The following is a 13,059-nucleotide window of genomic DNA, read 5'->3' as shown; positions in this document are numbered from 1 at the left end:
CAGATCCAGGCGGCGAGGAGAAGTTTCCGCCTCAGCCACTGTCCACCGCCACGAGGTCCTTCAATGACTCCATCAGTTTGGGCCCAATCCCATCAATTGCGTCGAGTTCATCCACGGAGGCGAAAGCACCGTGTTCCTTCCGCCAATCGACGATGCGCTGAGCCATCACCGGCCCCACTCGTGGCAATGTTCCGAGTTCTTCCACGGAGGCGGTATTGATGTTGATCCTGGCAGCGCCTCCCGCAGTGGCACCCGCAGGTGTGCTTGCAGCCCCGGAACCGCCAGTACCCACAGCTGCTTCCCCCTGGGGTGGCTCGCCGAGGGCGGGTACATGGACCTTGGTGCCGTCCCTGAGGACTTCCGCGAGGTTCAGGCCGCCGAGGTTCGCGTTCGGCGAGGCGCCACCTGCCGCTTCGATGGCTTGAAAGACGCGGCTGCCTTCGGGCAGTGACACTACGCCTGGCGCTTTCACGGCACCTGCTACATGGACCAGCACAGTCCCGGATGCATCACCGTCAGGACCTGCCGCGGCAGTGGGTACCGGACTGCTGCCCGATGAACTGCTAGGGCTGAGGGGAACAAATGTCGGGGCCGCTGCCGGGGACATCCACCATTGGAGCCCGATGAAGCCAACAACCAGCACGGCCAGAAGAGCCGCAACCCGCCAAGGTGTCCGCCATCGGAGGCGGGCCGGGGCCGCTCGTTCAGGATCTGCCCCGCCTTGGTTCCCGGCCTCTGGAAGCTCCAACAACGGAGGTGCCGTAGGGCCGGTAGCCACGCGGTCCACGAAACGCTGCCGGACGGCCTTCGCTGCGGCATCCGGCGACGGGTCCTGGCTCCACCGTGGCATGGAACGAGCCTATGGCCAGCGCTCCGGGCCGGAACCCAAGGAAGTTTCCTATGTGGAAAACACGGGTGCTCAACCCGCGGGTGTACTGCTTTCCCCAACGATGACAGCCAGCACGCCCAGGCCCGCGTGGGCAGCCAGGACAGCCGGCAGCGCACTGATTTGAGGCGCCGGGCACTCCGGGCATTTCTGGTTCAACCGGGCGGCCAAGGCTTCGGCCTCTATTTGATTGCCGAAGTGGTGAACGGCCAGGCGCTGCTGGCCCGCCGGCCGGGAGGCAACATCGGCTGCCACGATTTCCTCGAGGCGGCTTATCGCGCGGACGGCGGAACGCACCTTTTCGAGCGGAACGATCTTGCCGCCGTCGACCGCCAGAATCGGCTTGATGGCCAGCACGGTTCCAAGCAGCGACGCTGCCGCCCCAATGCGTCCGCCACGCCGCAACTGCTCCAAGCTGGGGACATAGAAGTAGACCTTGGTCCGTTCCATGCGGCGCTCCGCGAAATGGCGCACTTCAGCTGCCTCGCGACCGTCGGCCGCAGCCACCACGGCGCTCTGGACACCCATGCCTTGTGCCATGCCAACCGTGCGCGAGTCCACCACTTCCACCGGAATGCTGACCCGGGCCGCAGCCAGCCGGGCTGCATCGGCAGTTCCGGACAGCTCTGAGGAGATGTGGATGGAGACCACGGCCTCGAAACCCCGGCGCTGCGCAAGGAGGTAGGCCTGTTCAAATTGTCCGGGCGATGGCCTTGAGGTTTTGACCGATGCCCCTGACGCCAAAGCCAGCGATAACGTTTGGGTGATGTCGTCTTCGCCCTCACAGTAGATCTCGTTCCCCACCATAACGGGCATGGGAACGACCGCCAGGCGCCCGTCGGCGGTGAAGGCGGATACCCATTCCGGTGGCAGGGCTGCCGCTGAATCCGTGACGACAGCAGTCTTAACGACGGCGGCCAGCGGCTCACCAGGGACGGTAACCGGAGCTGTGGGTTGCCGGAGGCGCGCCACCCTTTCCTTGAGCCATATCCAGGCGGGTGGTTCTCGTTCAGGCACGCAACCTCCAAAGATGATGGCCGGCCGCCGGCACGATGCCGGCGGCCGCACAATCCCTGCTAGGCAGGAACGATGTTCACCAGTTTAGGGGCCCGCACGATCACGGTGCGGATACCGCGGCCGTCCAGGGCACGCTGGACGTTCTCCGAAGCCAGCGCAAGTTCCCGGAGGGCGTCTTCGGTGATGTCCGGAGAAACGTCCAAGCGGTCGCGAACCTTGCCTTGTACCTGGACCACAGCAGTCACGGTGTCCTGAACCAGCAGAGCGTCGTCATGCTTGGGCCAGCCTGCATTGGCAACTGATGCCGGGTGGCCCAGCGTGTTCCACAGGTCCTCGGCTGTGTACGGAGCGAACAGGCTCAGGATGACCGCAACGGCCTCCACTGCTTCGCGTACTGCCGGATCGGCAGCGCCGGCACCGGAATCGATGGTCTTGCGGGTCGCATTGACCAGCTCCATGAGGCGGGCCACGACCACGTTGAACTTGTTGTTGTCCAACAGTTCGGCGGCGTCGGCAATGGTTTTGTGCGTCACCGTACGCAGGGCGCGGTCACCGCCGGCCGGGTCAACGCCGGGCTCGCTGCTGACATCCTGGCCGAGCCGCCAGGCACGCGCCAGGAACTTGGCAGAGCCCGACGGCGACACGTCCGCCCAGTCGACGTCGTCTTCCGGTGGGGAGGCGAAGACCATGGTGAGGCGGACGGCGTCGACGCCGAACTTATCCAGCTGTTCGCCCAGGTCCACGCCGTTGCCGAGCGACTTGCTCATGGCCTTGCCGCCGTTGAGCACCTGGCCCTGGTTGAGCAGCGCGGAGAACGGCTCGTTGGCTTCGATCAGCCCAATGTCTTTGATGACCTTGGTGAAGAAACGCGCGTAGAGCAGGTGCAGGATGGCGTGTTCGACGCCGCCTACGTACTGCCCTACCGGCATCCAATCGTTGATCTTGTCCGGATCGAATGGTCCCTCGGTGTAGTCAGGCGAGACGAACCGCAGGAAGTACCAGGACGAGTCGACGAAAGTATCCATTGTGTCGGTGTCACGCTGCGCGGCACGGCCGCAGTTGGGGCAATCGACGTTGACCCACTCGACGGCGGCGGCCAGCGGCGACGTGCCCTTGGGCGACAGTGCCTCACCGCGCAGGTTGTCCGGCAGCCTTACCGGCAGCTGATCATCGGGAACGGGAACTTCGCCGCATTCCCCGCAGTGGATGATGGGGATCGGCGTACCCCAGAAGCGTTGGCGGCTCAGCAGCCAGTCACGCAGGCGGAAGTTCACGAACTTCTCGCCGGTTCCCAGCTTCTCCAGGATGCTGATCGCTGCCGGGATGGCTTCAGACTTTGACAGGCCATCGAGCTCGCCGGAGTTCTTCAGGGTGCCCTCGCCGGCAGTGGCTACTCCGGTCTCCGAGGGGTCCTCGTCACCGGTGTCCAGCACGGCCCGGACGGGCAGGTCGAAGGCCTTCGCGAAGTCGAGGTCGCGCTGGTCGTGCGCAGGGACGGCCATGATGGCGCCGGTGCCGTAGTCAGCCAGGACGTAGTCGGCAGCCCAGACGGGCAGCTTCTCGCCGTTGAGTGGGTTGATGGCGTAACGGCCGGTGAAGACGCCGGTCTTCTCCCGTTCTGTGGACTGGCGTTCGATTTCCGACAGCGCCTTGACCTTCTCGCGGTAGGCCATGAGTTCGTCGTGATGTTCCGGTGTCACCAGGTCCAGTGCCAGGTGCGCGTCAGCGGCAACGACGAAGAACGTTGCACCGTAGAGGGTGTCCGGACGCGTGGTGAAAACGGTGACTTCACGTTCCGCGCGATCTTCAGTGGCTTCGATGACGAACCGGACGTGCGCGCCTTCTGAACGGCCGATCCAGTTGCGCTGCATGGCCAGGACACGCTCGGGCCAGTGTCCCTGCAATTGGTCCATGTCCTGCAGCAGGCGGTCTGCGTAATCGGTGATCTTGAAGTACCACTGGTTCAGGGACTTCTTGGTGACCGGCGTGCCGCAGCGTTCGCAGGCACCGTTGACGACCTGTTCGTTGGCCAGGACGGTGAGGTCCTTCGGGCACCAGTTGACGGGCGAGTCCTTGCGGTAGGCCAGGCCACGCTCGTAGAACCGCTTGAACAGCCACTGCGTCCAGCGGTAGTACTCGGGGTCGGAGGTGTGGAGGCGGCGCGACCAGTCGGCCGAGATGGCATAACGCTTGAAGGACGCAGCCTGCGTGTCGATGTTCGCGTAGGTCCACTCGCTGGGGTGCGCGTTGCGCTTGATGGCGGCGTTTTCGGCGGGCAGGCCGAAGGAGTCCCACCCGATGGGGTGCAGGACGTCGAAGCCCTTCTGGCGCAGGTAACGTGCTACGACGTCGCCCATGGCGAATGCTTCGGCGTGACCCATGTGAAGGTCGCCGGAAGGGTAGGGGAACATGTCCAGCACGTAGCGGCGTTCCCGCGAGCCGTCGTCGGCAGGCGTGAAGACCTTGAGGTCTTCCCAGACCTGCGGCCATTTGGCTTCCATCGCAGCGAAGCTGTAGACGCCTTCTTCAGGCACCTCGGCTGCGGCTGTCTGTGCTGTTCCGGTCTCTGTCTCCGGCTGAACGCTCACTGCTGCCCTCTTCTGTTCTCGATGGCGGTTTTGCCTCCTGCTGCGGTCCCGGATAGCCCCGGACACACAAAAGCCCCTCAACAATGGAGGGGCGGCCGCACGGCTGTTAAAGCCGGGCGGCTAGCTAAGCAGAAGGATCTCACGCATACCAATACCTTACCCCACCAAACCCATGGGCTGGGTGTAAGGGGGCCGGACGCCAAAAGAGGTTCCGGGGACTCCCCGCCATGGTGTGGTGGGCACCGCGAAGCGGGCGGGCGGGAGTCCCCGGAACCTCTGTCAGGAGAAGGCTACTTAACGTCCTCGTCGACCCAATCCATGGACTTGGTCACTGCCTTCTTCCAGAGCCGCAACTGGCGCTCCTGCTCTTCGGCGGCCAGCTGCGGTTCCCACCGCTTGTCCTCTCCCCAGTTTGCGCTGAGCTCGCCGAGGTCGTTCCAGAAACCGACTGCCAGGCCGGCCGCGTAGGCGGCACCGAGGGCCGTGGTTTCCACGACCTTCGGACGGACCACGGGCACGCCGAGGATGTCTGCCTGGAACTGCATGAGGGCATCGTTGGCGACCATGCCGCCGTCGACCTTCAACTCGGTGAGCGGGACGCCCGAGTCGGCGTTGACGGCGTCGAGCACCTCGCGGGTCTGGAACGCTGTGGCTTCCAGGGCTGCGCGGGCGATGTGGCCCTTGTTGGCGAAACGCGTCAGGCCTACGATCGCGCCGCGGGCGTCTGCCCGCCAGTAGGGTGCAAAGAGGCCGGAGAACGCGGGGACGATGTATACGCCACCGTTGTCTTCCACTGCAGCGGCGAGTTCCTCGACCTCCGGGGCTGAACTGATCATGCCCAGGTTGTCGCGGAGCCACTGGATCAAGGAGCCCGTGACGGCGATGGAGCCTTCCAGGGCGTAGTGCGGCTTGTTGTCGCCCAGCTTGTAGCCGAGGGTGGTGAGCAGGCCGTTCTTGGAGTGGACGATTTCCTCGCCGGTGTTGAAGATCAGGAAGCAACCGGTGCCGTAGGTGTTCTTCGCTTCGCCGGCCTGGAAGGCCGCCTGGCCGAAGGTTGCTGCCTGCTGGTCGCCGAGGATGCCCGCAACCGGGGTTTCGCGCAGCAGCTGCGAGGTGTGGACGTGCCCATAGACCTCGGAGGAGGACTTAATGGTGGGCATCATGGATGCCGGGACACCGAAGATGTCCAGGATCTCCTGGTCCCACTGCAGGGTTTCGAGGTCCATGAACATGGTGCGTGAAGCGTTGGTGACGTCGGTGACGTGAACACCACCGTCGACGCCTCCGGTGAGGTTCCACAGAACCCACGCGTCGGTGTTGCCGAAGAGGAGGTCTCCCGCTTCGGCACGTTCACGGGCACCGTCGACGTTGTCCAGGATCCATTTGATCTTGGTGCCGGAGAAGTAGGTGGCCAATGGCAGGCCGACTTTCTGCTTGAAGCGCTCCGGTCCCCCGTCCTTGCCGAGTTCATCGACGATGGACTGGGTACGCGTGTCCTGCCACACGATGGCGTTGTAGACCGGCTCGCCGGTGTTCTTGTCCCAGACCACTGCGGTTTCGCGCTGGTTGGTAATGCCGACGGCGGCGATATCGTGCCGTGTCAGGTTCGCCTTGGACAGCGCGGAGCCGATGACCTCGCGAGTGTTGTTCCAGATCTCGGCGGCGTTGTGCTCCACCCAGCCGGCCTGCGGGAAGATCTGCTCGTGTTCCATCTGGCCGGTGGACACGATGTTGCCCGAGTGGTCGAACACGATGGCCCGGGAGCTGGTGGTGCCCTGGTCAATGGCGATGACGTATTGGTTCATGGTGACGTCCTTGTCTGTTGTTTGTTACTCAGTGGCGTTGTGAGGGTGTGCGGAGTGTGCGTCGATAGAAAGCGTTTTAGCCGGCAATGGCGGGCATGATGTCCGGGACCCAGAGGGCCACGAGTCCGGCAAGTGCGCCACCGACCAGCGGTCCGACGACGGGAATCCAGGAGTATGCCCAGTCGCTCGAGCCCTTGCCCCTGATGGGCAGGACGGCGTGTGCGATGCGGGGGCCAAGGTCACGTGCAGGGTTGATGGCGTAACCGGTGGGACCACCCAGGGATACACCGATACCAACAACAAGCAGTGCTACGGCCAGCGGGCCGAGGCCGGAAGGTGTGCCGCCGAAGGTCAGGATGACGAAGACCAGGACGAACGTGCCAATGATTTCGGTGATGAGGTTCCACGGGGTGGACCGGATGGCCGGGCCGGTGGAGAAGGTTCCGAGCTTGTTCGCTGCCAGGGGCTCATCGTCGAAGTGCTGCTTGTAAGCGAGCCAGCAGACAACGGCACCCAGGAAGGCGCCCAGCAGTTCGCCACCGAAGTACGTCAGGGTCGACCCGAAGGTCACTGCCACATCCGGGGCGTACTCTTTGCTGCCTTTGACCAGCAGGCCCAGGGTGACGGCCGGGTTCAGGTGCGCACCGGACTTTGCGGCCACGAAAACGCCCGCGAAGACCGCAATACCCCAGCCCCACGTCACCATTAAGAATCCACCGTTGTTGCCCTTGGTGCCTTTGAGCGCAACGTTTGCCACGACACCGCAACCCAGCAGGGTCAGCATCATGGTTCCGAATACTTCGGAAAGGAAAACAATTCCAAGAGACATCTTTGACTCCTCATTTTTCTGTTGTCAGCCTCCTCGCGGGTGAGGGGGCTGTGTGGGGCGGTTCCGGTTTCCGGAACCGCCCCGATGGTGGTTTCACGCCACCAAGCTGTGCACGTCAACCTTGTGGAACCGCTGCAGGACTTCCTGGGCGTGGCGGATTTCCGCTTCACGGGCGGCGGCGTCCCAACCAAGTGGCTCAGCAAGCGCAGCAGCGATCTCGTTAAGCAGCTCCCCTGTTACCAGGCCGCGGAACGCAAGGGATGTCCGGCGGATCAGGACGTCCACCAGGTGCCCGATCTGCTCGTGCTCTGCCATGAAAGCCAACTCGCGGACACTCAGTTCGCGGGTGGACCGCAACGGTGCGTCGTGTCCGGCATTCAGGTAATCGATGACGGCGTCGGCCCGTGTTCCGTAACGGGTCAGCAGGACAGCGACCCGGTCAGCGTCCAGGCCCGGCCCCATGTGCTTCTTGATCCATTCCTGTTCACCCTGCTCGGTGGCCGGGAAGCCGGCACCGCCACCAATAGCGAGTTTCGCCGTCGAGACTTTGCGTTCCATGCCCAGTTCGCGAAGGACGTCATTGGTCATGTGCTCTGCCAGGGCGCGGAATGTGGTCCACTTTCCGCCGACCAGGCTAAGTACGACGGCGGCCTTACCGCCTGGCGTTGTCACAGCGTCGCTGCCCGTGCGGACGCTGCGTTCGATCCTGTAGTCGCGGGAGACGAAGCCGGGCTGCGTGGCGTCGTGGCGCGGCAGCGGACGGACACCGGCGAAGCTGTAGACGATCTGTTCGCGTTCGACCTTGATGGTGGGGAACACGTGGCCGACGAGGTCGAAGAAGTATTCAATTTCTTCTTCGGTGCACACGGCGTCTTCGGACATATCAGCGTCCACGTCCGTGGTTCCGACCAGCACACGGTCTCCCATGGGGTAGATCAGGACGATGCGGCCATCGGTGTGTTCAAAGAAGATCTCCCTGCCATTGCAGGCGGCGAGCAGTTCGGGGTGGTCCAGGACAATGTGGGATCCCTTGGTGCCGCCCATGAATTTGCTGACAGCACCCATGGCCTGGTTGGTGAGGTCCACCCATGCGCCTGTGGTGTTGACGATGACGTCGGCCTGGAAGTCGAACTCCTTGCCGGTCAGTTCGTCGCGGAGCCGCACCCCGTCCGTGCCCATGGAAACGAGCGAGACGTAGTTGCTGGCGCGGGCGCTTCCACCGGGGAGTCCACCGCCACGGCCTGCCTTTTCGCCATCCTGGAGGACGTCCAGGGTCAGGCGTTCGGGGTTGTGCACGGATGCGTCGAAGTACGTTGCAGCGTACTTGATGCCGGAGTGCAGCTTCGGAAGTTCGGCGAGTGCCTTGGTGCGGCCGCGGAACTGGTGCCGCGGAACACTTCCACCGTCGCGGGAGAAGAAGTCGTACATGCTCAGGCCCACCTTGATGAGGAACGCACCACGTTCCTTCGGCTTGCCCTGCTTGTGGGTCAGGAAGCGCATGGGGGCCGAGAGGATTCCGGAGAAGGTGCTGAAGATCGGGATGGTTGTCTGCAGCGGTTTGACGTAGTGCGGCGCGATCCGCAGGAGCCGGTTTCGCTCCACTACCGATTCCTGGACAAGGCGGAACTCGCCGTTTTCGAGGTACCGGATGCCACCGTGGATCATGTGGGACGAGGCACCGCTGGCACCCTGGCAGTAATCGCCACGTTCAACAAGTGCCACATCGACGCCCTGCAGGGCGAGGTCACGGAACGTCCCCACGCCGTTGATGCCACCGCCGATGATGAGTACCTTCGCCGAGGGCCGCTCCTGCAGTGCGACGACGGAGTCGCGCTGCTGTGCGTGCTGTGAGGTACCGGAAATCCTGTTGTGTCCCAAAACTGCTCCCTTGGGCTTGGTTCGTGCGCCGCGCCACTCGCTGCTGCACCGTTCACCACTAATCTTGCGAAGGTGGAAAATGGAGTCAAGCTATTTGCACAAACGTGCAGTAAGGAAATGAGATGGCACGATCACGTCACTCGGATGCGCTCCGGGCTGCACAAATGTATTACCTGCAGGACCTGACCATGGATGCGATTGCCCGCGAGCTGCGGACCTCACGATCCACGGTGTCACGACTGCTCTCCTCTGCGCGGGAAACGGGCCTCGTGCAGGTACAGATCCGCAGCCCGTTCGACACGGGCCCGGAGCTGGAAAGCCAGATCAGGAACCAATACGGAGTGGACGTTCACGTCGTGCCGGTGCTGGACACCCTCAATGAAGCCGAGACGTTGGACCGTGTAGCCATGCAGGCAGCGCGAACCATTGGCCCCCTGGTGGATTCGAACGCCATCATCGGGGTGGCCTGGGGTGCGACCCTCAGTGCAGTCAGCCGCCACCTGACCCGCAAGGTGACCCACGACAGCATCGTGGTCCAACTTAATGGGGCCGGAAACATGCAAACCACGGGCATCACGTACGCCAGCGACATCATGCGTCGCTTCGGCAGCGCCTACGGAGCACGGGTGGAGCAGTTCCCGGTGCCCGCCTTCTTTGATCACGCCTCCACCAAGACAGCTATGTGGAATGAACGCAGCGTTCAACGCATCCTCGATTTGCAGGCACGGATGAGCATTGCGATCTTCGGCGTCGGCTCTGTCGATTCCGATTACCCCAGCCACGTCTACGCCGGCGGATACCTCGATGAACACGACCTCAGCATGCTGGCTGCCGATGACGTTGTGGGTGACGTCGCTACAGTGTTTTTCCGGAGCGACGGTTCCTCCGACGGCATCACCTTGAACGAACGTTCCACGGGGCCGGGCCACGAGCAGCTGCGTCAGGTCAGGCGCCGGATTTGCGTCGTGTCCGGCGCCTCCAAGATCAACGGGCTCCAGGGTGCCCTGGCGGCAGGACTGGCCACCGACCTGATCCTGGACGAAGCCTCCGCCCGGCGCCTGGTGAGTTTCAACGGCCATGCCTGAAGAAATTGCTTCCGGATGGGTAGAGTCGTTGCTATGAGATCCTCCTCCAAGCTGACATCGGGCCGGCTGGCACTTAACAACGGCGTACAGATGGAACGCCTGGGATTCGGACTCTATAAGGTCCCGCCCCATGACGCTGACACCTTGGTTGCCACGGCACTCGGGGAAGGGTACAGGCGCTTCGACACTGCCGCGATGTACGGCAACGAGGTAGGCGTTGGCCGCGGAATCGGGGCAGCCATCGGCGATGCCGCTGCAGCCCGCAGTGCCACTGGCGGTTCCGGAGAAGCCATACATGGCCTCTCCCGCGAAGACCTGTTCGTAACAACGAAGGTCTGGAACGATGACCAAGGCTACGACTCGACACTCCGGGCTTTCGACACCTCCATCTCCAATCTGGGGCTGGACTATGTGGACCTCTACCTGATCCATTGGCCCTGTGCCGGCCGGGGGTTGTTTACCGAGACCTACAAAGCGATGGAAACCCTGTACCGCGAAGGCAAAGTCAGGGCCATTGGCGTATCCAACTTCCAACCCGGACACCTTGAAGAACTTATGGACAAGGCAGAGGTTGTTCCGGCGGTCAACCAGATCGAGCTGCACCCGTGGCTGCAGCAGACCAGGCTCAGGACCCTGCATGAACAACTGGGGATCGCCACGGAGGCCTGGAGCCCACTGGGTCGCGGGCAGGTCCTGGCCGACCCCGCCATTGTTTCCCTGGCGGAAAAATATCACCGGACCCCGGCACAGATCATTCTCCGCTGGCACCTCCAGCTGGGAAACCTGGTCATCCCGAAGGCAAGTTCTCCCGGCCGGATCAAGGAGAACATTGCCGTCTTCGACTTTGAACTGGACACCGCCGACATTGAACGCATGGCAGAACTCGAGCGGCACCACCGGACGGGTTCGCACCCGGACAACGTGAACTAGGACTATCCGTATGGAAAAAGTGGACACCTCGCAATCGCCTGACGGTGCCCAGGCCCCCGACAAGTTCTTCAGCGCGTCCTTGCCCGGGCGGACACACGCCTCGGATGTCGATGTGGACGGCAGCAATATCGCGTATTGGACCTATGAGCCCGTGTCCGTCACGGCTGCAACCCGCACCATCCTGGTCATCCACGGTTTCCGGGGCGACCACCACGGGTTGCTTCGCGTCGCCGACCAGCTCCCCGAAATGCGCATCATCATGCCGGACCTTCCGGCCTTCGGCAGCTCGGAACCCTTCGTTGGCGACGAGCACAGCGTGGAACGCTACGGCCGGTTCATCTCCAGCTTCATGGCAGCGATCGGCCTCGGCCCCAAGACAGTACTGCTGGGGCACTCCTTCGGTTCCATCGTGGCCAGCCACTTCGCAGCAGCGCACCCGGGATCCATCTATCCCCTGATTCTGGTCAACCCCATTGCCGCGCCGGCACTCGAAGGCCCCAAAGGCATCATGACCAAACTGGCTGTGTTGTACTACCAACTCTCGGCAAGGCTCCCCCGCCCCCTGGGGCTGGCCGTACTCCGCAACCGGGCGATCGTACGCATTATGAGCATCACCATGGCCAAAACCAAGGACAAGAACCTGCGCCGGTTCATCCACGCACAGCATGATGCCTATTTCAGTGCCTTCGCCGACCGGAACAGCCTGCTCGAATCCTTCAAGGCCTCGGTCTCAGGCAACGTAGCAGAGGTCGCCGAACGGCTGGCCCTCCCGGTTCTCCTCATCGCCGGCGAGAAAGATGAGATCGCCACCCTTCCCAACCAGCACAAACTTATGAAGCGCCTGCCCGACGGAACGCTGGAAGTGATTCCCGGCGTCGGGCACCTCATCCATTACGAGACGCCGGCCCCGGCCGCAGCAGCCATCCGCACCTTCCTGGAGGAACATCCCGCGTGAAAATCGTCATCGACGCCCGCTTTACCCGAACGGACCACCACGATGGCATCAGCCGCTACGGTTCCAGCCTCATAGCAGCTACATCCAAGATCGCGGATGTGACCATGCTGATCAGCGACAAGCGCCAGCTCGCCCTGCTGCCGGATGTTCCCTACGTGCTGATCAACAGCCCCCTCTCCCCACTGGAGCTGTTTGTTGCCCGCAAAGTCAACCCGCTGGGCGCAGACGTCGTAGTCTGCCCCATGCAAACCATGGGTACCTTGGGGCGGCGGTATGGCTTGGTCCTGACATTGCATGACCTCATCTACTACGAGCACCCCACGCCCCCCGGTTTCCTGCCGGCTCCCGTCCGCTTGCTGTGGCGGCTCTACCACAAGGCATTTTGGCCGCAGCGTTTCCTCCTGAACCGTGCCGATGTTGTGGCCACCATCAGCCAGACGACCCGCGCCCTCACGGCCAAGTACGCACTGACGCAACGGCCGGTGCGCATCGTGGGCAACGCCCCCCAGCCCGGCCAGACACCCCGCGATCCTGCTGCGGGCGCTGAGAAGACGCTGCTGTACATGGGGTCGTTCATGCCGTACAAGAACGTGGAAACGATGATCCGGGGCATGGCCGGGCTGCCGGACTTCACCCTCCACCTGCTCAGCCGGATCACTCCGGAACGCAAAGCGGAACTGGAAGCGATGGTTCCGCAAGGAGCCAAGGTAGAGTTCCACAACGGCGTCACGGACGCCCAATACGACGAACTCCTTGTCCGGGCCACCGCGCTTATCAGCCTTTCCCGTGCAGAGGGCTATGGCTTGCCGCTGGTGGAGGCGATGGCGCTGGGAACACCCGTGATCGCCAGCGACATCCCGATTTTCCGTGAAGTAGGCGGCGATGCCGTGAGCTACGTGAACCCGGATTCTGCATCTGAATTCGCAGCCGCCGTCACGGCCTTGGCTGAGGATTCCCTCTGGCAGGAGCGCTCCGTGCGGTCAGTGGAGCGTGCGGCAGAATTCAACTGGGACGAGTCGGCACGGCAACTCCTTGCAGCAGCCGAGGAAGTAATGGCCCTGCGGAAACGCAGAGGCTGACGCGCAC

At 63.2% G+C, this 13,059-nt stretch carries 10 protein-coding genes; 4 read left to right on the top strand and 6 right to left on the bottom strand.

Features of this window, described 5'->3' with window-relative positions; all coding sequences use genetic code 11:
• Positions 1–31: 31 nt before the first annotated feature.
• The 6 genes from NEK97_RS00900 to NEK97_RS00875 form a co-directional block, all read right to left on the bottom strand.
• Positions 32–850 (bottom strand): helix-hairpin-helix domain-containing protein, encoded by an 819-nt coding sequence (locus tag NEK97_RS00900; protein WP_257368019.1) that lies wholly within the window; start codon positions 848–850, stop codon positions 32–34.
• 69 nt (positions 851–919) lie between these two features.
• The gene (locus NEK97_RS00895; protein WP_374111494.1) at positions 920–1,903 is read right to left on the bottom strand and encodes a DegV family protein; all 984 of its coding nucleotides are present in this window, start codon (positions 1,901–1,903) and stop codon (positions 920–922) included.
• 59 nt (positions 1,904–1,962) lie between these two features.
• Positions 1,963–4,491, bottom strand: a complete 2,529-nt coding sequence (gene leuS / locus NEK97_RS00890) for a leucine--tRNA ligase (protein ID WP_257368017.1) — start codon at positions 4,489–4,491, stop codon at positions 1,963–1,965.
• Between the two features lie 290 nt (positions 4,492–4,781).
• Complete coding sequence (glpK, locus tag NEK97_RS00885) at positions 4,782–6,296, bottom strand: glycerol kinase GlpK (protein WP_257368016.1); 1,515 nt, start codon at positions 6,294–6,296, stop codon at positions 4,782–4,784.
• A 76-nt stretch (positions 6,297–6,372) separates the two neighbouring features.
• A complete protein-coding gene (locus NEK97_RS00880) occupies positions 6,373–7,125 on the bottom strand; it encodes an MIP/aquaporin family protein (protein ID WP_235520729.1) in 753 nt (250 codons plus the stop codon).
• A 93-nt stretch (positions 7,126–7,218) separates the two neighbouring features.
• Positions 7,219–9,003: a glycerol-3-phosphate dehydrogenase/oxidase gene (locus NEK97_RS00875; protein WP_257368015.1), complete on the bottom strand. Its 1,785-nt coding sequence runs from the start codon at positions 9,001–9,003 to the stop codon at positions 7,219–7,221.
• A 122-nt stretch (positions 9,004–9,125) separates the two neighbouring features.
• Between NEK97_RS00875 and NEK97_RS00870 the strand changes: the two genes are divergently transcribed.
• From NEK97_RS00870 to NEK97_RS00855, 4 genes are read left to right on the top strand one after another with little or no spacing between them, the layout of a single operon-like run.
• Positions 9,126–10,088, top strand: a complete 963-nt coding sequence (locus NEK97_RS00870; protein ID WP_211712312.1) for a sugar-binding transcriptional regulator — start codon at positions 9,126–9,128, stop codon at positions 10,086–10,088.
• Between the two features lie 33 nt (positions 10,089–10,121).
• The gene (locus NEK97_RS00865; RefSeq protein WP_257368014.1) at positions 10,122–11,018 is read left to right on the top strand and encodes an aldo/keto reductase; all 897 of its coding nucleotides are present in this window, start codon (positions 10,122–10,124) and stop codon (positions 11,016–11,018) included.
• A gap of 10 nt (positions 11,019–11,028) precedes the next feature.
• A complete protein-coding gene (locus tag NEK97_RS00860) occupies positions 11,029–11,973 on the top strand; it encodes an alpha/beta fold hydrolase (RefSeq protein ID WP_235520732.1) in 945 nt (314 codons plus the stop codon).
• A complete protein-coding gene (locus NEK97_RS00855) occupies positions 11,970–13,052 on the top strand; it encodes a glycosyltransferase family 1 protein (RefSeq protein WP_257368013.1) in 1,083 nt (360 codons plus the stop codon). Before NEK97_RS00860 ends, NEK97_RS00855 begins: the two co-directional genes overlap by 4 nt.
• Positions 13,053–13,059: the final 7 nt, after the last annotated feature.

The organism is Paenarthrobacter sp. UW852, from assembly GCF_024608385.1.
In the GTDB taxonomy this organism is placed as follows: domain Bacteria; phylum Actinomycetota; class Actinomycetes; order Actinomycetales; family Micrococcaceae; genus Arthrobacter.
The sequence above is the reverse complement of the archived record's forward strand: the minus strand, read 5'-3'. Positions and strand labels throughout refer to the sequence as shown.